The following is a 21,027-nucleotide window of genomic DNA, read 5'->3' on the forward strand; positions in this document are numbered from 1 at the left end:
CGGCCCTCCGCTCTCAGTGGTGGAAGCGGTGCACGACCGCGTGGCCCCTGCCGCGGCCGATCAGCCAGCGGTTGACCGGGGTGGTGACCACGAAGGCCAGGGCGAGCGAGCCGGCGAGGGAGCCCCAGAAGAGGCCGGTCGCGAGTCCCGCGTCCATCGCGCCGGGGATCGCCAGCATCGCCGTGTTGTCGATGACCTCCATCACGGCGATCGAGACGGTGTCGGCCGCGAGGGCGATGCCGACGGCGGCGCGCCAGGAGACTCCCGCGCGGAGCACGCCGCGCATCGTCAGTGCATAGCCGAAGGCGAAGGCGAGCACGATGGAGAGCAGGACGGTGCCGAGATTGTGCAGCCCGAGCGCGGTGCCGAGCACCATGCCGAGGACCTCGCCGATGGCGCAGCCGGTGAGGCAGTGCAGGGTGGCCGTGGCGGCGGTCCGCCAGGACGTCGTGGCGGAGGCGGAGTGGCTGCTGTGGTCGTGCGCGGCGTCGGTCATCGGTGCTCCCTCGGTGTCGGTCACCGTGGTCCAACATACCCCCGGGGGGTATATTCCCGAGGCGGGCGATTCCCTGCGACCGAGGGGGTCAGAGCTGGACGGCGGCGGCCGGCAGGAGGCCGAACTCGACCAGCTCGGCGTCGGTGAGGAGGCGGCTGCGGATCATGAAGCGCTTACCCTCGGGCGCCTCGACGCTGAAGCCGCTCCCCCGCCCGTCGACCAGGTCGACGGTGAGGTGGGTGTGCTTCCAGTACTCGAACTGGGTCCGCGACATGTAGAACTCGATCGGCTCGAGGCCGTCGACGTGCAGCGTCTCGACGAGCACGTCGGACGCTCCCGTGCGGAACATCCCGACCGGGAAGCACATCGGCGAGCTGCCGTCGCAGCAGCCGCCGGACTGGTGGAACATCAGCGGGCCGTGCAGCTCGCTCATCCGCTGCAGCATGCCGGCTGCCGCCTCGGTCACGTCGACGCGCGTGCTGTCCATGGGCGGTGTCCTCTCGGGGGTGCGGTGACTGGCGGGGCGGGTCTCGATACGCCCGCTGCGCGGACTACTCGACCAGCATGTTCGCGTGAAGTGCGAGGCGGAGCGAGGGGTGCGTTCTGCCGCAACTGCGGGAGGACGTGGGTCTCGATACGCCCGCTGCGCGGGCTACTCGACCAGCATGTTCGCGGGGAGTGCGAAGCGGAGCGAGCCCCACCACCGCGCCCGCGCGGCGCGGCAGCAAGGGAGAGCGCGGAGCGCGAATCCGCGTGGCAGCGGATTCGCGGAGCGCGACGCTCCCCGCTCCACCCATCGCGACCACCTCGGAAAGCCGACCGCGGCGGTGATGACGAGCGGAGCGAGGAATCGCCGCACAGCGGCTCAAAAGAAGCCCATGGGCCCTTCCGCGTAGCTGACGAGGAGGTTCTTCGTCTGCTGGTAGTGGTCGAGCATCATCTTGTGGTTCTCGCGGCCGATGCCGGACTGCTTGTAGCCGCCGAAGGCCGCGTGGGCCGGGTACTGGTGGTAGGTGTTGGACCAGACGCGGCCGGCCTCGATGGCGCGGCCGGCGCGGTAGAGCTGGGCGCCGTTGCGGCTCCAGACTCCGGCGCCGAGGCCGTAGAGGGTGTCGTTGGCGATGGCGATGCCGTCGTCGAAGTCCTCGAACGAGGTGAGGGCGAGGACGGGGCCGAAGATCTCCTCCTGGAAGATGCGCATGGAGTTGCGCCCCTCGAAGACCGTCGGGTTGACGTAGTAGCCGCCGCTGAGCTCGCCACCCAGGTCGGCGCGGTCGCCGCCGATGAGCAGCTTCGCGCCCTCCTGCTTGCCGATGTCCATGTAGGAGAGGATCTTCTCCAGCTGGTCGTTGGAGGCCTGGGCGCCGATCATCGTCGAGACGTCGAGCGGGTTGCCCTGCTTGATCCGGCCGACGCGCTCGAGTCCGTCGCCGACGAAGTCGTCGTAGATGGACTTCTGCACGAGGGCGCGGGAGGGGCAGGTGCAGACCTCGCCCTGGTTGAGGGCGAAGAACGAGAAGCCCTCGAGCGCCTTCTCGTAGAACGAGTCGCGCTCGGCGGCCACGTCGGCGAAGAACACGTTGGGGCTCTTGCCGCCGAGCTCGAGGGTGACCGGGATGAGGTTCTCGCTCGCGTACTGCATGATCAGGCGGCCGGTGGTCGTCTCGCCGGTGAAGGCGATCTTGCGGATCCGCGGGTGCGAGGCGAGCGGGGCGCCGGCCTCGATGCCGAAGCCGTTGACGATGTTGAGCACGCCGGCGGGCAGCAGGTCGTGGATCAGGTCCATCAGCACGTGGATCGAGGCGGGGGTCTGCTCGGCCGGCTTGAGGACGATGCAGTTGCCGGCAGCGAGCGCCGGGGCGAGCTTCCAGACCGCCATCAGGATCGGGAAGTTCCAGGGGATGATCTGGCCGACCACGCCGAGCGGCTCGTGGAAGTGGTATGCGATGGTGTCGTGGTCGATCTCGGAGACGCCGCCCTCCTGGGCGCGCAGGGCGCCGGCGAAGTAGCGGAAGTGGTCGATCGCGAGCGGGATGTCGGCGGCGAGGGTCTCGCGCACCGGCTTGCCGTTCTCCCAGGTCTCGGCGACCGCGAGCAGCTCGAGGTTCGCTTCCATCCGGTCGGCGATGCGCAGGAGGACGTTCGCGCGCTCGGCGGGGCTGGTCTTGCCCCAGCTCGGGAACGCCTTCCAGCCGGCCTCGACCGCGCGGTCGATGTCCTCGGCGGTGCCGCGGGCGATCTCGCAGAAGGGCTTCCCGGTGATCGGGGTGATGTTCTCGAAGTACTGGCCCTTCGCGGGGGCGACGTACTCGCCTCCGATGAAGTGGTCGTAGCGGGAGCGGAACGAGGCGACGGATCCCTCCGTGCCCGGGTTGGCGTAGACCGTGGACTCCGGTTCCTTCGGTGCCTGGTCGGCTACCGGGTCGGCGTACAGCGTCATGTGGACCTCCATCGACGTCGTTGTCGGGTGAGTGCGGGGTGTCGCGCTCGATCCGACCGTACGTCGCGGGAGGTTGCACGCCGTTGCACGACCGGCGGAGGCGGCGGCCGGGTGCGGGTCAGCGCTGCTCGGCCTCGAGCTCCTCGAGGTGCGCGACGATGCCGGCGCGGCGGGGCGAGCGGCGCGGCAGGATCCGCAGCAGCTCGGCCCAGACCTCCGCGTCGTCGTGGCCGTCGGGCCCGTGCGCGTAGGCGAGCAGCGTCTCGGCGGCGGCGCTGGTGAGCACGGTGGCACGGACGCGGGCGCGCAGCTCGTCGGCGATCGCGCGGACACCCGGGGCCTCGGAGCCGGGCAGCGGGGCGCCGGCGTAGGCGTCGAGGGCGAGCCGGTGCGCGCCGCGGTCGAGCAGGCCGACCACCTGGCGCGCGTCGAGGTCGACCGGACTGGCCAGGCGGTACGGGCGCGAGAGCGGCACCAGCCTCGGGAGGCGCGGCTCGAGGATCCGGCGCAGGCGCACCATCTCGGCGCGCACGGTGACCACCGCGTCCTCCCGCCCGTAGAGCAGCTGGGCGAGCGCCTCGGCGGACAGCCCCGCGCGGTGCCAGGCGAGGAGGGTGAGGATCTCGGCGTGCCGGGTGGAGAGCTCGAGCTCGACGCCGTCCGCGGTGACGACGCCGGTCTCGCGGCCGAGGACGCGCAGGCTCGGCGCACGGGCCGCCGCGGGCCGGGGTGGCGAGCGGCGGGGCTGCGCACGACGGGGGCGCTGCAGCCGCTGCACCATCAGCTGGCTCTCGACGGCCGCCGCGGTCGCCTCCATCAGCGGAAGGGTCTGCGGGGCGACGACCTCGGCGCCGCCGGTGATGTCGATCACGCCGAGGATCTCGTGGGTCTCCGGGTCGTGGATCGGCACCGCGGTGCAGCTCCAGGGGTGGACGAGCGAGGCGAAGTGCTCGGCGCCGTGGATCTGCACGCCGTGGTCGAGGACGAGGGCGGTGCCGGGAGCGGAGGTGCCGACGTCGGGCTCGGCCCAGGCCGCTCCCTCGACGAAGAGCATCCGCTCGGCGGAGCTCTTCAGCGCCTGGTCGCCGTCGATCCAGAGCAGCCGCCCGAGGGCGTCGCCGACCGCGACGAGCACGCCGCTGTCCTCGTCGGCGTCGCGGACGAGGAGGCGCCGGATGACGGGCAGCACCGAGGCGAGCGGGTGCCCCATCCGGTAGTTGCGCAGCTCGTCGCTCGAGAAGGACAGCGGGGCGGTGAGGCGCTCGGGGTCGAGGCGGTGGCGGCGCGCCCGCTCCCATGAGGCCTCGACCAGCGGTCGGCGGCGACCGCTGCCGGGCAGGGCGAGCCAGGGGTTGGTCATCTCATCCGCCCCCTCGTCGTCGATCGGTGAGGCGCTCGGGCGCCGCGGCAGGGCAGAGGCTACTCCGCGAGGCTCGACGGCGCCTCAGGCGCGACGACCTCGGGCCTCCCGCGGCGCGCACTCCCCCGGCGCGCACTCCCCCGGCGCGCGGGCACCGCCAGGAGCAGCACGGCGAGCACGAGGACGGCGATGCCGGCGACCGCGTCGGGGGTCAGCCGCTCGCCGAGCAGGGCGACGCCGAGGAGGGTCGCGGTGGCGGGCTCGACGAGGGTGAGCGTCGAGACCGTGGCCGCGGGCAGGAGGCGGAGTCCGCGGGCGAAGAAGGTGTAGGCGACTGCGACGGTCACCACGCCGAGCCAGAGCACGGCGGGGAGGGACCCGGCGAGGCGCCCGGGGTCGCCCACCAGCAGGACCGGCAGCGCGAGCAGTGCGGCGGTGCCGAACTGGGCGCCCATCGCGGCGGCCGGGCTGAAGCCGCGCTCGAGCAGCAGCTTGCCGCAGACGGCGTAGAGCGTGTAGGCGGCGCCGGCTCCGGCCGAGCCCGCGAGACCCAGCACGGAGACTCCGCCCGCGGCGCCGCCGGTCAGCAGGCCCGCGAGCAGCACGACGCCGACCGCGGCGAGCGCCGTCGAGACGAACCAGCGCGGGCTCGGGGCGGAGCGCAGCAGGAGCCACTCGAGCAGTCCGGTGAAGGCGGGGGCGGAGCCGAGCGCGACGATCGTGCCGACCGCGACGCCGTTCTCGGCGGTGCCGGTGAAGAAGGCGGGCTGGTAGGCGGCGACGCCGGCCGCACCGAGGAGGACGAGCAGCACCGTCGAGGCGAGCGGCCTCCGGGCGGCGCGGCGGGGAGCGCGCGCCGTCTCGACGCCGAGCAGGGCGGCCAGCAGCGCCCCGCCGAGCACGATCCGGGCGGCGCCGAGCATCAGCGGATCGACGCCCTCCGCGCCGAGCGACTGCGCGGTGCCGGTGGTGCCGAAGCAGACCGCGGCGAGGAGGATCGCGGCGACCGCGGACCCGCGAGACCCCATCTCCGCCCCGTCCCGCGGCCGGGCGGCGCGCGTGCTCCAGTCTGGCAGCGGCGAACCTTCCGCCGTTCAGGTTCCGGGCCCAGGATGGCGGTACGGTCGAGGCGAAGGCGGGTGGAGCATGGGCATCGCGGAACCGTTCGACGTGGAGAGCTACCGTCGCAGCGCGCACGGCAGCCTCCACGACCACTTCTCGATCCGCGAGTTCGAGGAGGCGCCGCTGGATCGCGAGGCGATCGTCGCGTCCGCCTACCTCCGCGCTCTCGAGAACGCGGCCGTCGTGCGGGTGCTGCCGCTCGCGCGGGCGCACCCCGATCCGCGGGTGCGGTCGTTCGCGACGACCTGGGCCGCCGAGCGGCACCGGATCGCCGATGCGCTCGGCGAGGTGCTGGCGGCCTCGCCGCGGATCCGCGGCGTCGAGACCGGCCCGGCCGAGCCCGTGGTCAGGAGCCGGGTGCTGCGCGACCGCTCGTCCCGGCTGCTCGCAGGGCCCGTCGCCCTCGCGCTGGCGGTCGACGCGCAGATCGCGCTGCACGCCTACCGCCGCCTCGCGCGGCTGTCGCTGCACCCCGAGATGGAGCGCCTCGCCGAGACCGTCGCCGCGATCCTCGAGCGGCACGCCGACTTCTTCGGCGAGCTCGCCGCGGACACGATCGGCCGGCCGCTGCGCCGCCGGATCGTCGCCGCCGCCGTGCTCGCCTCCGTGCGGCTGCCGGTCGGCGAGGCGGCGCTGCCCGAGGAGCTGGCCCGCGAGGGACGCGAGCTGGTCTTCGGCCGCGACGACGGCGGACTCGACGGGATCGATGCGGGCGTCGTCGCGCTCTACGCGCTGCCCTGCACGGCGGCGCGGCGACTGCTGCGGCCGCATCGGACGCTGCCGCTGCGCGCGGCGGTGCAGGCGGGGCGCGTCGGTGCCGACGTGGTCGCGGGAGTGCGGGAGCTGCGGTCGCTGGTCGCGGACTGAGCCGGCGGCGACCCTGAGCGCCGCGCTTGTCGAGGACGCCCTCTGCGCTACGCGGATTCCCGCTGGACGAGGCTGACGGGCAGGATCCGCTGCCGGTCGACCTCGCGTCCCTGCAGGACGGCGACGACGGTCTCGGCGGCGATGCGGCCCATCTCCGCGAGGGGCTGGCGGATCGTCGTGATCGGCGGGTCCGTCGTGGTCGCGATGACGACGTCGTCGAAGCCCACGACCGAGACGTCCGTCGGCACGCGCCGTCCGGCGGCCCGGAGGACGTGGATCGCGCCGTGCGCCATCAGGTCGGAGGAGGCGAAGATCCCGTCGAGATCGGGGTAGCGCTGGAGGAGGCGCACCATCGCGGTCACGCCGCTCTCGACCGTGAACGCACCGTGCGCGAGGGGCGCGTAGTCGATGCCCAGGTGCTCCAGCTCGTCGCGCCAGCCGCGCAGCCGCTCACGGGCGGGCTTCATGTCGTGGGGGCCCGTGATGATGCCGAGTCGCCGACGGCCGGACTCGGCCAGCACCCGTGCGGCGAGCCTCCCTCCCCCGTAGTTGTCCGCGTCGATCACGAGCGCGTCGTCGGCGAGGGCGACCCGCGGCCGTCCCACCCAGGCGATCGGGGCCGGAGAGTCCGCCAGCTCCTGGGTCACCTGGGTCATCTCGTTCTGCAGGATCACGATGGCCCCGTCGACCGCGCGCGTGCGGAGGAGCCGGGCGACCCGGCCCCTGTCGTCGTAGTCCGCGGGCAGCAGGACCGGCTGGACTCCCTGCGCGTGCAGGCTCGCCGCGGCGCCCTTCAGGACCGCCGTGAGGATCGTCCCGGGCAGGCGGTCGAGATCCTCGAAGGCGACGATCAGCGCGATCGAGCCCGCGCGTCCCCCGCGCAGCATGCGGGCGGCGCCGTTCGCCTCGTAGCCCAGCTGCTTCGCGGCGCGCTCGACGGCGGCGGTCATGCCCGCGTCGACGTTGGTCCGGCCCGCGAGCACTCGCGCCGCGGTCGCGCGGGACACCCCCGCGATGCGCGCGACGTCCACCAGTGTCGGTTCAGCCATCGCCTGTCCTTCTGTCGAGGAGGAGCGAGCGCCACGGCGTCGCGGGAGCGCCACGAGTCACCGTCCCGTGCTCCGAAGACACAGGATGACAGAGTTCGGTCCGCGCACTGCCAGCTGCGATCGGGGGCTTGCGGGCGCAGCGGGACGCGGTCCGTGTGGTGCCGGAGTCCCGATCCGCCGAAACACCCGTGTCACCTGCCTGGGGTACGGTGACCGCCGGGGTTCGCGAGGAGACGCATGCACGGAGGACGACGGCTGGCACGGCGCCTCGGCGTCGGCGCCCTCGCCGCGCTCGTGCTGGTGGTCGGCGCCGGGATCCCCGTCTACGTGCTGCCCGCGATCGATCCGGTGCCGGAGCACGCCGACGCGGTGCTCGTGCTCGGGCCGCCCACCCGCGCGCGCACCGAGCTCGGCCGCGACCTCGTCGAGGCGGGAGTGGCCGACACCCTGGTGATCTCGGTCTGGGCCTCGGATCTGGCCGCGGCTCCGGGCGAGAACGACGTGGTGGCCTGCGACGAGCCGGACATGGACGTGATCTGCTTCACGGCCGACCCGGGGACCACCCAGGGCGAGGCGCGCGCCCTGGCCGACGACGCGCGCGCGGACCACTGGGACAGCGTCGTCGTCATCACGCAGACCCCGCACATCGCGCGGGCGCGGCTGCTGCTCGGCCGCTGCTTCGACGGCGAGCTGTCGATGGTGTCCTCCGGCGAGCCGTACACCTTCGGCGACTGGGCCTACGAGTACGTCTACCAGACCGGCGCGTTCGTGAAGGCGCTCGCGGACCCGGCCTGCTGACCGGACCCGCGACGGCCCGGGCCGCTCAGCCGAGCAGCTCGCGCACATCCTCCGCGGTGATGCCGCCGGTCGCCGCCGCGCCGTCGTCGGACATGACGGCCGCGAACAGGGCGGCCTTCGCCTCCTTGAGCGCCATCACCTTCTCCTCGATGGTGTCCTTCGCGACGAGCCGGTAGACCATCACCGAGCGGGTCTGGCCGATGCGGTGGGCGCGGTCGACGGCCTGCGACTCCGTCGCCGGGTTCCACCACGGGTCGAGCAGGATGCAGTAGTCGGCCTCGGTGAGGTTGAGGCCGAAGCCGCCCGCCTTCAGCGAGATGAGGAACACACCCGCCTCACCGGAGCGGAAGCGGTCGATGACCTCGTCGCGCTTCTTGGTGGCGCCGTCGAGGTAGGCGTACTCGACGCCGGCCGCGTCGAGCCGGCCGCGCACCCGGCCGAGGAAGCGGGTGAACTGGCTGAAGACCAGCACCCGGTGCCCCTCGGCGAGCGCGTCGGCGAGCAGCTCGTCGAGCAGGTCGAGCTTGGTCGACGGCACCGTGGCGTGCGCCTCGTCGACCAGGGCCGCGTCGAGCGCGACCTGGCGGAGCACGGTGAGGGCGCGGAAGATCGCGAAGCGGTTCTTCTCGAAGTCGCCGATCAGCCCGAGCACCCGCTGCCGCTCGCGGGCGAGGTAGGTGTCGTAGACCTTGCGCTGGCGGGTGCCGAGCTCGACCTCGATGGTCTGCTCCTGCTTGGGCGGCAGCTCCGTGGCGACGAGCTCCTTGGTGCGGCGGAGCATCAGCGGGCGGATGCGGCGGCGCAGCTGGCTGAGGCGCTCGGTGTCGGCGTCGCGCTCGATCGGCTTCTGGTAGTACTCGGCGAAGCCGGCCGGCGAGGGGAAGAGGCCCGGGGCGACGATCGACAGCAGCGACCAGAGCTCCATCACGTTGTTCTCCATCGGCGTGCCCGTGATGGCGAGCTTGAACGGCACGTCGAGGCGCCGCGCGAGCTGGTGGGTGGCCGACTGGCGGTTCTTGACGAACTGCGCCTCGTCGAGCAGGAAGCCGGACCACTGGATGCCGGCGTAGGACTCGTAGTCGAGGCGGAAGAGGGCGTAGGAGGTGACGACCAGCTCGGCCTCGCCGATCATCGTCGACAGCGCCTTGCGCTTCTTCTTCGAGGTCTCGTCGATGCCGACCACGCGCAGGTCGGGGGCGAAGCGCTTGGCCTCGCCGACCCAGTTGGGCACGACGCTCGTCGGCGCGACGACGAGGAACGGGCGCGGCGAAGTGCCGGCGCTCGCGGCGGCCGCGCGCTGCTCCTGCATCACCCGGGTGACCAGCGCGAGCGACTGCACGGTCTTGCCGAGACCCATGTCGTCGGCGAGGACGCCGCCGAGCTGGTTGTCGTAGAGGAAGGAGAGCCAGTCGTAGCCGAGCTGCTGGTAGGGCCGCAGCTCGACGGCGAAGCCCTCGGGGAGGGCGCGGGACTCGAGGGCGCCGGTCGCGGTGAAGCCGGAGAGGCCCTCGACCGAGCGGCGCCACGCGGCGGCCTGCGCCTCGACGACGCCGAGCTCGACCAGCTCGTCCCAGAGCGAGGACTGGAAGCGGCTGATCCGGAGCGTCTCGCTCGGGTCGTCGGAGAGCTCGCGCGCCTCGGCGATCAGCTCGCGGAGGCGGCCGAAGCGCTCGTCGTCCAGCGCGAAGTAGACGCCGCTCGGCAGCACCATGTACTCGTCGCCGCGGGCCAGGGCGAGGAAGATCTCGGCGAGCGGGACCGCCTCCTCGTTGACCGTGACCGAGATCTCGAGGTTGAACCAGTCGCGGCTGTCCGGCTGGGCGACCGTCTGGACGGCGACGACCGGCGCGGTCTCCGCCTCGCGGTACTCGACGCGCTGGCCGATCTCCTCGATCTCGACGGTGCCGAGCTCGCGCAGGCGCTCGACCTCGCCGGTGAGGAAGCCGACGGTCTGCATGCCGCGCAGGTCGAAGGTGGGGCGGAGGCGGCGGCTCGAGGGCGAGACCAGGGCGGGCGTCGACTCCGGGTCGATGCCGGCGCCGCCGAGCGAGTCGAGGATCCGCTGCTCGGCCTCGGCGTCGCGGTAGCCGGACTCGTCGTCCAGGCGGAGCGGCAGGCGCTCGGCCTCGGTGCCGCGGCCGCCCTCGATGCCGTAGCGCCACCACCAGGAGCCGCGCAGGCCCGCGCCCTCGGTGTGCTCGAGGGTGAGGCCGAGCCGCGGCTCGGGGACGGGCGGCGCCTCGAAGGAGCCGTCGCGCGAGACGATGTCGAAGAGGCGGTGCAGGCGCTGGTAGTGCTCGGTGAGGAACGCCGACTCCTCCTGCTCCGGGATGCGGATCGGCTCGTTGCTCCAGAGGAAGGTGCGCGCGGAGGAGACCAGCGGCGCAGCGAACGGCACGAGCGTGACGGCCTTGCCGCGCAGCTCGTCGCCCTCGTCCCAGGTGTAGAGGCCGACGGCGGGGTCGCCGATGAAGCCGAAGTGCTCGGGCGCCGGGTGGTCGCCGATCGCGACGAGCGAGCGCAGCTCGAGGCCGGCCGGGGTGCGGGTGACGTCGATGGACGCCGTGGCGGTGGTGTCGAGGATCTTCAGCGGGGTCTGGTCGCGGTCGCCCATGACCAGGCCGATGCCGGCGCGGACGGCGCCGTGCAGGGCCGCCCAGATCGCCTCGCTCCGGCACTGGTCGAGGTAGAGCCAGGTGTCGGGCGAGTAGTAGCTGGAGGCGCTGTGCCCGGAGAGCAGGCCCTGCATCTCGCGGACGACGTCGATCTGGCGCTCGTCGTAGTCGTGGCTGTAGTGGAGGTAGCCGAGGTCGCGCCAGCTGGTGCCGGTGCGGACCCAGCGGTCGCGGTCGCCCATCCGCACCGGGCGGACGCCGAGGCGCGGGCGCGGCTCGGGCGGCGGACGGTAGCTGTTGTAGCGGCCGGGCGGGCGGCGCACGGGCTCGCCGGGGAGGAGCTCGAACTGGAGGCCGAGCGGGATGCCGGAGTGCGAGCGCTCGGCGCCCGCGAGCAGCGGCGCCAGGGCGCTGCGCCACTCCGGGACCGCGTCGACGGCGGCCTCGCCGGGGAACGGGCCGCTCAGGGCGCCCTCGCGCTCGCGGCGCAGCGCCTCGATCAGCACCGCGGCGACGTGCTTGCACTCGTGCTTGACCGGGCAGCTGCAGGCGCCGCCGAGGAGGATCGAGTGGTCGCCCTCGTCGCGCAGCTGCACGCTCACGGCGTAGGGCGAGCGGCCGGAGCCGCGGACCTGGCCGAAGAGCCGGGTGCGCCCGCCGAACCACTGCAGCTCGGCGACGCGGCCCTCGTCGGCGTAGGCGACGCCCTTGTCGAGGGCGGCGGTGCCGACGAGTCCCCGGATGTCCTGCTCGCTGAAGGGTTCGCGGCCCTCGGCCCCGGGCGCGGCCGAGGGGGGCAGCACCTCTTCGGGGGGACTCTGGCGGGCCATGGACCTCACGCTCTCCGCGCACCGACCGGAGCGCATCCGTCCATTCAACCCGATTCCGGAGGCGCCGGGAGCCGCGGGGCGGGATCCGCGCCCTCCGCGCCCGCTCCTACGATGGACGGATGCCCCGCCTGTCGATCGTCTCGGCGCACACCTCGCCCCTCGAGCAGCCCTCGACCGGCGACGCCGGCGGGATGAACGTGTACCTCGCCGGGGTGCTGCCCGAGCTCGCGGCGCTCGGCTGGGAGGTCACCGTGCTCACCCGAGGCGAGGGCGTGCGGCGGCTCGCGCCGGGGGTCTCGGTGGTCGGCGTGCCGGTCGAGGCGGCGGACAAGTACGCGCTGGCCGCCTCCGCGCCGGCGTTCGCCGAGGCCGCCGAGGGTGCGGACGTCGTGCACTCGCACTACTGGGTGTCGGGGCTGGCGGGGGCGCTGACCGGCGCTCCGCACGTGCACTCGATGCACTCGAACTCGCTGGCGAAGAACGTGCGGCTGGTGCCGGGCGACGTGCGGGAGCCGGAGGAGCGGATCCGCGCCGAGCGCTCGGTGCTGAGCTCGGCGGACGCGGTGGTGGTCGCGGGGGCGTCGGAGCGGTCGGACGTCGTGGACGGCTACGGGGTGGATCCGGCGCGCGTGCTGGTCGTGCCGCCGGGCGTGGATGCGCGGTTCTCGCCGGGGGCCGGCGAGCGTGCGCGGGAGATCGTGCTGCTCGGGCGGGTGCAGCCGCTGAAGGGGCAGCTGCTCGCGGTGCAGGCGCTCGCGCGGATCCCGGTGGGCGAGCGGCCGCTGCTGCGGCTGGCGGGCGGGCCGGCGCCGGGGCGCGAGGGGTACCTGGAGGAGGTGCGCGCGGCGGCGCGGGAGCTCGGCGTGGACGAGTGGGTGCGCTTCGAGGGCGTGGCCGACCGCGAGACGGCGGCGGCGCTGCTGCGCGGGGCGCGGCTCGCGCTGGTGCCGTCGGCGGCGGAGACGTTCGGGCTGATCGCGCTCGAGGCGGCGGCGAGTGCGACGCCGGTGCTCGCGCGGCGGACGACCGGGCTGGTCGACGCGGTGCGCGACGGCGAGAGCGGCGTGCTGATCGACTCCGGCGACCCGGCGGTGTGGGCGGCGGAGATCCGCCGGCTGCTCGCCGACGACGCCGAGCGCGCGCGTCTCGGCCGCGGCGGCGTGCAGTGGGCGGCGGCCCACACCTGGGCGGCCGCGGCGGCGCGCCTGGACGCGCTGTACCGCGGGCTTCTGGGGACGCGCTGACGCCGGGCCTCGCTGCATGCTGATCGAGTAGCCCTCGCAGATCCACCGTCGTTCGGTGGGCGGGTCTCGATACGCCGCTGCGCGGCTACTCGACCAGCATGAAATCCGCAGCGCGCGCTGCCCGGGGCTGGGCCGCCTGCATGCTGATCGAGCAGCCCTCGCAGAGGGCGTATCGAGATCCGGCGTCGTCCGGTGGGCGGGTCTCGATACGCCGCTCCGCGGCTACTCGACCAACATGAGGGCGCCGCTGCGCGGCTCCTCCGCAGGCGGCTAGTCGGCGATGGCCGGGGTGCCCGGGTCGAAGTGGGCGCCGCGGGTGGAGCGGTACCAGGGGGCGAGGCGGTCGGGCGAGACGGCGACCATGGCGGCGCCGGTGAAGCCGGCGTCGTTGCCGAAGCGGGCGGAGACGATCTCGGTGCCGAGGTCGAGGAAGCGGGCGAACTCGTCGAAGACGTGCGCCGCCGCTCCGCCGATCACGAAGAGCTGCGGCGAGAGCAGCATCTCGAGGTGCCGGTAGTAGACGTTGAGGCGGCCCGCCCACTCCTCGAGGGTGATGCCCTCGCGGCGGACGGCGGAGAAGCCGACGCGCGGCTCGAAGTCGGGGCCGTCGATGTGCACGTGGCCGAGCTCGGAGTTGGGGATGACCTCGCCCTCGTAGACCAGCGCGGTGCCGATCCCGGTGCCGAGCGTGGTGAGCAGGCAGAGGCCCTCGCGGTCGCGCATCGCGCCGAACTCGCGCTCGGCGACGCCCGCCGCGTCCGCGTCGTTGACGACGACGACGTCGACGCCGGTCGCCTCGGACAGCAGCGCCTGCGCGTCGATCCCGACCCAGCGCTGCGAGACGTGGGTGGTCTGCCGCACGATGCCGCCGCGGACGATGCCGGGGAAGCCGACGCCGACGGGAGTGCCGGCGATCGGCGAGACGTCGCGGACGATGCCGGCGATGGCCGCGGCGAAGTCCTCGGGCTCCTTGCCGACCGGGTTCGCGACGGCGAAGCGGCGGGCGGCGCGCTCGCCGGTGGTCACGTCGACGAGGGAGGCCTTGATCGAGGTGCCGCCGATGTCGACGCCGACGGCGAAGCGCGGGAGGAGGCCGTCCTGGGGCTGGGTCACGGATGCTCCGTCTGGGAAGTGGTGGCGAGGACTGACCTCGGGCTCGCGGGAACGCGCACGGCTCGCCGGATCACATGATCCCGACGAGCATTGGACGAGTCTACGAGCCGGAGGTCCGAGCGGGCTCGGAGGTGGCGTCGAGGCCGTCCAGGAGGTAGGCGATCACCGGCTCGTAGAGGTGCACGGCGAGGCCGTCGTCGATCGGGACGACCACCTCGATCGAGCCCTGCGCCTCGGCGACGAAGACGGCGGGGTCGTTGCAGTCGGCGATCGCGATCGTCGGGAGGCCGCGCCGCCCGGAGGCGCCCGCCCAGCCGTGGTCGGCGACGACGAGGTCGGGGCGGATGCCGAGCTTCTCGAGCTCGTCGAGGAGCGCGTTCATCGGCTCGGCCGAGTGGGTGTGCTGGAGGCTGCCGCCGCGGTAGGCGCAGGTGACGCCGCCGGTGCACCACAGGCGCTGGTGCTCGTCGGCGAGAGTGACCCGGATGCCGTCGGGGCGGGCGAACGGGAGGGCGTTCACGTCGATCACGCGGGCGCTCGCCGCCGTCGCGGCCGCGGCGAGCCGGCGGTAGACGTCCAGAAGGGTCGCGGGGTGCGCGGTGGCGAAGAGGATCAGCGCGCCCTCGCGCACGGCGCGGGCGAAGCGGTCGCGATAGGCGTCGAGCGCGGCGACGGTGAGGGCGGCGTCGATCCGGTCCTGGCCGTGCTCGAACGCGGGGTCGGTGCTGATGCCGACCCGCTGCCCCATCAGCGCGAGCAGGCTCTCGACGTCCCAGTGCTCGGCGACGTCGACGCCGTAGAGGTGGGCGGGCTCGCGGGCGGCCAGGCGGCGGAGGTTGCCGAGGTTGCTCGCGCGGCCGGTGAGGACGGCACCGGTGAGGAGCGACTCGTCGAGAAGCGCGGCGAGGGCGGCGGCGGACAGCGGCATGCGGAGGGGCCTTCCGGTGGGGGTCCCTCGAGCGTAGTTCGAAACTCGTGCTTGACGAGTGACAGTCGCCGATATATCGTTACTACATCGCCGACAGATCGTGAGCACTCGCTCCGACGGGCGAGACGGATTTCGAGAGGAATCCCCTGACACGAGAAGAGACACCATGAACACCAGGAACTCCTTCCACGACCACAGCGACCGCTTCGACCGCTCGCACGGCGACCACGACCACGCTCGCGGCGGCCACGACCAGCCCGGCCGCCGCGAGCGTCGCGGCCCCGGCGGACACGGCCGCGGCTTCGGTCCCGGCTTCGGCTTCGGCCCGGGCTTCGGCGGCTTCGGCCCCGGCTTCGGCGGCCCCGGCTTCGGCCGCGGCGGAGGACGGGCCCGACGCGGCGACGTCCGCGCCGCCCTGCTCTCCCTCCTCGCCGAGAAGTCCTCGAACGGCTACGGCCTGATCAAGGCGATCGCCGAGAAGACCAACGGCTCGTGGCGCCCCAGCCCCGGCTCGGTCTACCCCACGCTCCAGCAGCTCGTCGACGAGGGCCTGATCACGGCCGTCGGCGAGGGCCGCGGCACCGAGTACCAGCTCACCGACGCGGGCGGCACCTACGTGCGCGAGCACGCCGACGAGCTCACCGCCGCCTGGGAGGCCACTCCCGGAGCGAGCGACGCGGACCGCGAGTTCGTCGAGAACATCGGCAAGCTGATGGGCGTCGTCCAGCAGTTCCGCGGGGCCTCGGAGGCGCAGCGCGCCGCCGCGTCCGCGAAGCTCGACGAGACCCGCCGCGCGCTGTACCTGATCCTCGCGGACTGACGAGGTCGCCGGGTCTGCGGACTCGGCTTCTGACGCTGGTGGATCTCGATACGCCCGCTTCGCGGGCTACTCGATCAGCATGACTCCGCCGCGGTCCTGCGATGGCGGCGACCCCTGCTGGTCGAGCAGGCCCGCCTCATGCTGGTCGAGTAGCCCCGCAGGGGCGTATCGAGACCCGGCGTGCTCAGCAGGGCGGGTCTGCAGACCGACCTCCGAACGGTGGTGGATCTCGATACGCCCGCGGAGCGGGCTACTCGATCAGCAGGGAGGCGACCAGCAGGCAGGACGACGGACGCCCCTCGCGCACTCGCGCGGGGGGCGTTCGTCGTGTCAGCGGTAGGAGGCCGCCAGGCGGGCGAGGCCCTCGTCGAGGGTGACCGCCGGCGTCCACTGGAGGTCGGCGCGGGTAGCGCGTTGGTCGAACCAGTGCGCGGTCGAGAGCTGCTCGGCGAGGAAGCGCGTCATCGGCGGCTCGTCCTCGCCCGGGCGTACCGCCCAGACGCGCTCCACGAGCGAGCCGGTGGCGCGCGCAACGCCCGCGGGCACCGACCAGCTCGGCGGCTGCACGCCGGCGGCGCGGCAGATCCCGGCGAGCAGCTCGGCGACCGGCCGGGGCTCGCCGTTGGTGACGACGTACGCGCGGCCGTGCACCGCCTCCGCCCGGCCGAGTGCGGCGACGATCGCCGAGGCGGCGTTGTCGATGTAGGTGGAGTCGATGAGCGCCTGGCCGTCGCCGAGCAGCGGCAGCCGGCCGGTGCGGGCGCGCTCGACGATGCGCGCCACGAGCTGGGTGTCGCCCGGCCCCCAGACCAGGTGCGGGCGCACCGCGACCACGGCGAAGCCCGGCGCATCCGCGGCCAGCGCCAGCAGCTCGGCGCGCGCCTTGGTGCGCGCGTAGTCGCCGCGGGCGCGCTCGGGATCGGCGGGCTCGGCGCCCTCGCCGATGATCGAGGCGCCGGAGTGCGCGACCGACGGCGACGACACCTGGACGAAGCTCCGAACGCCGGCCTGCGCGGCGGCCGCCAGCAGATCCTGGGTCCCGTCGACGTTCACCCGGACGAAGTCGGCCGGATCGCCCGCGAGCGAGACCTTCGCCGCGAGGTGCACGACGCCCTCGCAGCCCGCGACCGCGGCCTCGACGGCGCCCGCATCGGCCAGCGAGCCGCGGATGTCCTCGACACCGCTCACTCCGGAGGGACGGCGCTGGAACGTGCGGACCTCGTGCCCCGCCGCGACGAGTCCCGCCGCGACGGCGCCGCCGAGCAGCCCGCTCGCACCGGTGACGAGGACCCTCACGGCGCGACCATCCGGCCGCCGACGAGGATCGACTCCGCCCAGCGCGCGAGCGCGGCCCGGTCGATCTTGGAGTTGTGCCGGATGTCGGTCGGCAGCGCCGGCACGACGAGCACGGCCGCGACCGGTGCGCCGACGGCCGCGCGGACCTCGGCGGCGAGCTCCTCGGAGGCGAGCTGCGTGCGGCGGGCACCCTCGTGCCGCTCGACGACGGCGACCAGTTGCGCGACTCCGCGGGGCCCGACGCCGACGATCGCGGCACGGGAGACCGCGGCGACGCGCGCCTCGATCCGCTGCTCCGGCCCGACGGGCGTGACGACACCCTCGGCGGTGACGATCACGTGCGGCAGCCGGCCCTCGACCCAGAGCCGGCCGTCGGCGTCGATCCGGCCGACGTCGCCGGTGCGGTGCCAGCGCTCGCCCGGGACGGCGCCGCGGCGCGCGGCGCGGTCGGTGAGCCAGAGCCGCTCGTAGTGGTCCTCGACGTGGCCGGCGGAGACGACGATCTCGCCGGTGACGCCGACGAGCTCGGCCGGCTCGGCGGCCGCCTGTCCGTCGTCGTCGAGCGGCGCGATCCGGAGGCGGACGCCCGCGGCCGAGACCCCGACGCAGACTCCCCCGCGCGGGTCGTCGTCGGCGGCGGCCGCGCGGATGCCCTCGAGCGACGCGTCGGTCAGCAGCAGGCCCTCGGTCATCCCGTAGGGAGTGCGGGCCGAGGCGTTCGGCATCAGCGCCTGGGCCTGCGCGAGCAGCCCCTCGGCGACGGGGGCGCCGGCCGAGAGGAAGGTGCGGACGCCGGCGAGCGCGCGGTGGTCGTCGGCGTCGAGGTCGCCCGCGGTGGCGACCACGTTGGCGAGCGCGGCGGGCGAGAGGAAGAGGACCGTCGCGTCGACGCGCGCCGCCGCGGCGGCCACGGCGCGCGCGGTGAGCGTCCGCGGCGAGGTGACGTCCATGTCCGGCGTCGCGGAGCGGGTGCCGAGTGCCGGGCCGAGCAGGGCGAACGGCGCGAAGCCGGCGACGAGTCCGGTCCCCGGTCCGATGCCGTACTGCCGGGCGAGGGCGTCGCGCACCCCGGCGAGCTGGCGGTGCGTGTAGACGACGCCCTTCGCGGGGCCGGTCGAGCCGGAGGTGAAGAGGATCGCGGCGGTCGCGTCGGCCGCGGGCGCCTCGCCGAGCGCGTCGGCGGAGGCTTCGAGCTCCGCGCGGCCGAGCTCGATCAGTTGCCCGAGCGAGGTGTCGACGCCGAGGGCGCGGGCGGAGGCGCGCGGCAGGGTCTGCGTCGAGACGCGACCGCCCGGCCAGCCGAGCGCGCGGGCGACGGCGAGCCCCGGCAGCGCGCCGACGACGAGGTCCGGCCAGGCGCCGCGGACGGCGCGGGTCAGCCCGCGCAGGCCCAGGCCCGCATCGGCGACGACCACGACGGCCCCGATCCGCAGGCAGGCGTAGAGCAGGGCGGTGAGGTCGGCGCCGGGCGGCACGAGCAGCGAGACGCGGTCGCCCGGGGCGACGCCCGAGGCGCGGAGCCCTGCGGCCAGCTCGCGGACCCGCTGCGAGAGCAGCCGCCAGGACACCGAGCGCGGTCCGCCTCCTCCGGGCGGCGCCATCTCGACCAGCGCGAGCGAGTCGTCCTCGACGCGCTCGTCGAGGTGCCGCCAGAGCGGCTCGATCGGCACGGTCGGGCGCTGCACGTCGGGGGCCTGGACACCGGCGGTGACGTCGGCGAGCCAGGTGAGGACGGCGGCGGAGTAGTCGACGTCCTCCGCGAGCAGGTGGCCGGTGCCCTCGAAGCGGTGCACCTGCGCGTGCGGGAGGCGGTCGACGAGGTCGTCGAGATAGCGGTCCGAGAAGATCGGGTCGAGCGGGCCCCAGAGCAGCAGCGCCGGCGTCTCCAGCGCGCGGACGCCCGCGGCGATCCGCTCCAGCTCGGCGTGGCTCGGGTGCGCGGGGCCGACCGGGATGTCGGCGACGAACCCGCCGACGCCGCCCCGTCGCTCCGCCGAGCGGTAGGGCGCGCGGTAGCCGTCCTTGACCGCGGCCGGGATCGCGGGGTGCCCGAGGGCGAGCGTCGTCTCGAGGAACGCGGGCGTGCCGACGGTCGAGGCACCGAGGACGCCCGAGGCGAGCGCGAGCCGCAGCGGCGCGGGGATCGGCGCGTCGGCCGGCTGGTGGATCGCGGTGTTGAGCAGCATCGTGCCGCGCAGGAGCTCGGGGTGGTCGACCGCCCAGCCGAGCGAGACGACTCCGCCCCAGTCGTGGCCGAGGGTGACGACGTCGGTCAGGCCGAGGACGTCGGTGAGGTTCGACAGCTCGCGGACGCGGTCGGCCAGGGCGTGCAGCTCACCGGTGCGCTCGGAGAAGCCCATCTCGAGCTGGTCGACGGCGACGACGCGCCAGGCCGGCTCGCCGCGGCGGGCGGCTGCGACGGTGGCGGCGGCGAGGGCGCGCCAGAGATAGGACCAGGTCGGGTTGCCGTGCACGCAGAGGATCGTGCCGAGCGGCTCGACGCCGCCCAGCGCCTCCTGCGTGTCGAGCAGGTGCCAGCGGCGCGGGACGCCGTGCGCTTCGGGCGCGTCGACGAGGCGCGACCAGGACGGATCGAGGCCGTCCAGTCCCGCCGGCGGCAGCTCCGCCGCCGAGGTCGAGCCGAGTGCGCGGCGGATCCTGGCGGCCGGGTGCCGGCCGGCGGCGGCGCTCACCAGGCGATCTCGAGCATCGCGGTGTTGATGCCGGAGCCGACGCCCAGCAGCAGGACGCGGTGGCCCGGCTCGAGGGTCTTCGACTCCTGCGCGAGGGTGATCGGGATCGACGCGGGGCCGACGTTGCCGAGGGTCGGGTAGGTGGTGGGGACCAGCTCGGGGTCGATGCCGACGGCCTTCACGAAGGCGTTGGTGTGCACGTCCGACACCTGATGCATGATGTAGCGGTCCATCCCGCCCCAGCTCCAGTCGCGCTTCGCCTCCTTCCAGGCGGAGACGACGAGCTCCATGCCGCCCTTGAGCAGCGCCTTCGCGTCGGTGAACATCCCGTCGACGCTGCCGACGCAGAGCTCGTTGAACTGGGTCGCCGCACGGGTGATGCCGCCGAGGATGCGGTGGCCCTTGGGGTGCTCGTCGGCCGGGCCGAGGATCGCGGCCGCGGCGCCGGACCCGAGGGTCAGGCTCGCGAACTCGCTCATGAAGTCCTTGCGCTTGATGCCCTCGCGGCTGAGGCGCTCGATCGTGTTCACCTGGATCTCGTCGGCGTCCTCGCCGTCGATGATCATCGCGTACTTGATCTGGCCGGAGTCGATCAGCTGGGCCGCGAGCGTCATGCCGTTGACGAAGCCGAGGCAGGCGTTCGCGATGTCGAAGTTGATCGCGGAGGAGGGCAGGCCGAGCCCGTGGTGCAGGCGCACGGCGACCGAGGGCTCGAGGTGCTTGCGGGTGACCGAGGTGTTGATGATCAGCCCGATCTGGTCGGGCCGGATGCCGGCCTCGGCCAGCGCGCGCTTGCCCGCCTCGATCGCGGCGCCGTCGAAGCCCTGCTCGGGGCCCCAGTTGCGCCGCTCCTGCACGCCGGCGACGCGCTGGAGGAGTCCGGTGGGGAGTCGCAGCCGCTTCAGCGCCGGCGCCAGTCGCGCGTCGATCTCTTCCGACGTGGTCACCCGGGGGGCCATCGTGGTAGCGACGGACAGCAATGCGACGTTGCGGTGCGTGGTCGTTGCGTTTCCGTCCAACGGAACTCCCTATCGAGTTGTCGATCTCGGCATGTGCCCCCGTGATTTTACGCTGTCGTTCACCCGACGCTTGCTGGACGCGGGCTGGACGGCGGCGACATGCACACTCCGGGGGCCTGCTGCGCGCTCTGGCGCGGAATCGCGCGCGTTCTCGCGGGTGCTCTCCGGGTGGCCACAGGCGACCCTCCGGTGTCAACCACCCGGCGCTCGGCGCACCTCCGGCTCGCGGAAACGGCTTCGGCTCGCAGGAGCAGCCGGATTCCACGAGCCGGACCTGAGATCGCGAGCCGGACGTGACGGCCGCCGAGCTCCGGCTCGCGGAAACTGCTCCGGCTCG

16 protein-coding genes are annotated in these 21,027 nt (G+C 74.0%); 4 read left to right on the forward strand and 12 right to left on the reverse strand.

What is annotated here, in order from left to right; all coding sequences use genetic code 11:
- Window positions 1–13: 13 nt before the first annotated feature.
- From C1I64_RS12705 to C1I64_RS12725, 5 genes are all read right to left on the reverse strand, one after another.
- A complete protein-coding gene (locus C1I64_RS12705; RefSeq protein ID WP_244209469.1) occupies window positions 14–520 on the reverse strand; it encodes a DUF4396 domain-containing protein in 507 nt (168 codons plus the stop codon).
- Window positions 521–584: 64 nt separating this feature from the next.
- Window positions 585–983 carry a DUF779 domain-containing protein gene (locus C1I64_RS12710; RefSeq protein ID WP_123705378.1) on the reverse strand — a complete coding sequence of 133 codons (399 nt, stop codon included), beginning with the start codon at window positions 981–983 and terminating at the stop codon, window positions 585–587.
- 378 nt (window positions 984–1,361) lie between these two features.
- Window positions 1,362–2,936 carry an acetaldehyde dehydrogenase ExaC gene (gene exaC / locus C1I64_RS12715; protein ID WP_123705621.1) on the reverse strand — a complete coding sequence of 525 codons (1,575 nt, stop codon included), beginning with the start codon at window positions 2,934–2,936 and terminating at the stop codon, window positions 1,362–1,364.
- Between the two features lie 118 nt (window positions 2,937–3,054).
- Window positions 3,055–4,296, reverse strand: coding sequence for a helix-turn-helix domain-containing protein (locus C1I64_RS12720; protein ID WP_244209470.1), 1,242 nt, complete (start codon window positions 4,294–4,296; stop codon window positions 3,055–3,057).
- 59 nt (window positions 4,297–4,355) lie between these two features.
- Entirely contained in the window at window positions 4,356–5,324 is a 969-nt protein-coding gene (locus C1I64_RS12725) for a DMT family transporter (RefSeq protein WP_127887450.1), read from the reverse strand.
- A 118-nt stretch (window positions 5,325–5,442) separates the two neighbouring features.
- On the opposite strand from C1I64_RS12725, the gene C1I64_RS12730 reads away from it, so the two are divergent.
- Window positions 5,443–6,285 (forward strand): ferritin-like domain-containing protein, encoded by an 843-nt coding sequence (locus tag C1I64_RS12730; protein WP_127887451.1) that lies wholly within the window; start codon window positions 5,443–5,445, stop codon window positions 6,283–6,285.
- A gap of 47 nt (window positions 6,286–6,332) precedes the next feature.
- Here the strand turns inward: C1I64_RS12730 and C1I64_RS12735 are convergent, their stop codons facing one another.
- Entirely contained in the window at window positions 6,333–7,334 is a 1,002-nt protein-coding gene (locus C1I64_RS12735; protein ID WP_127887452.1) for a LacI family DNA-binding transcriptional regulator, read from the reverse strand.
- A 237-nt stretch (window positions 7,335–7,571) separates the two neighbouring features.
- Between C1I64_RS12735 and C1I64_RS12740 the strand changes: the two genes are divergently transcribed.
- Window positions 7,572–8,132, forward strand: coding sequence for a YdcF family protein (locus C1I64_RS12740; protein ID WP_127887453.1), 561 nt, complete (start codon window positions 7,572–7,574; stop codon window positions 8,130–8,132).
- A 25-nt stretch (window positions 8,133–8,157) separates the two neighbouring features.
- Here C1I64_RS12740 and C1I64_RS12745 read toward each other — a convergent pair whose 3' ends face one another.
- Window positions 8,158–11,577: a DEAD/DEAH box helicase gene (locus C1I64_RS12745; RefSeq protein ID WP_127887454.1), complete on the reverse strand. Its 3,420-nt coding sequence runs from the start codon at window positions 11,575–11,577 to the stop codon at window positions 8,158–8,160.
- 119 nt (window positions 11,578–11,696) lie between these two features.
- On the opposite strand from C1I64_RS12745, the gene C1I64_RS12750 reads away from it, so the two are divergent.
- On the forward strand, window positions 11,697–12,821 hold the full coding sequence (locus tag C1I64_RS12750) for a glycosyltransferase (RefSeq protein WP_127887455.1): 1,125 nt from the start codon (window positions 11,697–11,699) through the stop codon (window positions 12,819–12,821).
- Window positions 12,822–13,091: 270 nt separating this feature from the next.
- Here C1I64_RS12750 and C1I64_RS12755 read toward each other — a convergent pair whose 3' ends face one another.
- Window positions 13,092–13,934, reverse strand: a complete 843-nt coding sequence (locus C1I64_RS12755) for an ROK family protein (RefSeq protein WP_123446641.1) — start codon at window positions 13,932–13,934, stop codon at window positions 13,092–13,094.
- 100 nt (window positions 13,935–14,034) lie between these two features.
- Window positions 14,035–14,862, reverse strand: coding sequence for a phosphatase (locus tag C1I64_RS12760; RefSeq protein WP_127887456.1), 828 nt, complete (start codon window positions 14,860–14,862; stop codon window positions 14,035–14,037).
- Window positions 14,863–15,028: 166 nt separating this feature from the next.
- Between C1I64_RS12760 and C1I64_RS12765 the strand changes: the two genes are divergently transcribed.
- Entirely contained in the window at window positions 15,029–15,682 is a 654-nt protein-coding gene (locus C1I64_RS12765) for a PadR family transcriptional regulator (RefSeq protein ID WP_127887457.1), read from the forward strand.
- 330 nt (window positions 15,683–16,012) lie between these two features.
- Here C1I64_RS12765 and C1I64_RS12770 read toward each other — a convergent pair whose 3' ends face one another.
- From C1I64_RS12770 to C1I64_RS12780, 3 genes are read right to left on the reverse strand one after another with little or no spacing between them, the layout of a single operon-like run.
- Window positions 16,013–16,978, reverse strand: a complete 966-nt coding sequence (locus tag C1I64_RS12770; RefSeq protein ID WP_127887458.1) for an NAD-dependent epimerase/dehydratase family protein — start codon at window positions 16,976–16,978, stop codon at window positions 16,013–16,015.
- Entirely contained in the window at window positions 16,975–19,635 is a 2,661-nt protein-coding gene (locus tag C1I64_RS12775) for an alpha/beta fold hydrolase (RefSeq protein WP_127888561.1), read from the reverse strand. The genes C1I64_RS12770 and C1I64_RS12775 overlap by 4 nt, the downstream gene beginning before the upstream one ends.
- A 32-nt stretch (window positions 19,636–19,667) precedes the next feature.
- The gene (locus C1I64_RS12780; RefSeq protein WP_372487889.1) at window positions 19,668–20,630 is read right to left on the reverse strand and encodes a 3-oxoacyl-ACP synthase III; all 963 of its coding nucleotides are present in this window, start codon (window positions 20,628–20,630) and stop codon (window positions 19,668–19,670) included.
- Between the last annotated feature and the right edge of the window lie 397 nt (window positions 20,631–21,027).

This window comes from Rathayibacter festucae DSM 15932, assembly GCF_004011135.1.
Taxonomy (GTDB): Bacteria; Actinomycetota; Actinomycetes; order Actinomycetales; family Microbacteriaceae; genus Rathayibacter; species Rathayibacter festucae.

Coding starts and splice junctions, on each gene's coding strand:
- C1I64_RS12745 (WP_127887454.1), bottom strand. CDS start 11,577: ATGGCCCGCCAGAGTCCCCCCGAAGAGGTGCTGCCCCCCTCGGCCGCG.
- C1I64_RS12735 (WP_127887452.1), bottom strand. CDS start 7,334: ATGGCTGAACCGACACTGGTGGACGTCGCGCGCATCGCGGGGGTGTCC.
- C1I64_RS12740 (WP_127887453.1), top strand. CDS start 7,572: ATGCACGGAGGACGACGGCTGGCACGGCGCCTCGGCGTCGGCGCCCTC.
- C1I64_RS12710 (WP_123705378.1), bottom strand. CDS start 983: ATGGACAGCACGCGCGTCGACGTGACCGAGGCGGCAGCCGGCATGCTG.
- C1I64_RS12780 (WP_372487889.1), bottom strand. CDS start 20,630: ATGGCCCCCCGGGTGACCACGTCGGAAGAGATCGACGCGCGACTGGCG.
- C1I64_RS12725 (WP_127887450.1), bottom strand. CDS start 5,324: ATGGGGTCTCGCGGGTCCGCGGTCGCCGCGATCCTCCTCGCCGCGGTC.
- C1I64_RS12720 (WP_244209470.1), bottom strand. CDS start 4,296: ATGACCAACCCCTGGCTCGCCCTGCCCGGCAGCGGTCGCCGCCGACCG.
- C1I64_RS12765 (WP_127887457.1), top strand. CDS start 15,029: ATGAACACCAGGAACTCCTTCCACGACCACAGCGACCGCTTCGACCGC.
- C1I64_RS12730 (WP_127887451.1), top strand. CDS start 5,443: ATGGGCATCGCGGAACCGTTCGACGTGGAGAGCTACCGTCGCAGCGCG.
- C1I64_RS12750 (WP_127887455.1), top strand. CDS start 11,697: ATGCCCCGCCTGTCGATCGTCTCGGCGCACACCTCGCCCCTCGAGCAG.
- exaC (WP_123705621.1), bottom strand. CDS start 2,936: ATGACGCTGTACGCCGACCCGGTAGCCGACCAGGCACCGAAGGAACCG.
- C1I64_RS12760 (WP_127887456.1), bottom strand. CDS start 14,862: ATGCCGCTGTCCGCCGCCGCCCTCGCCGCGCTTCTCGACGAGTCGCTC.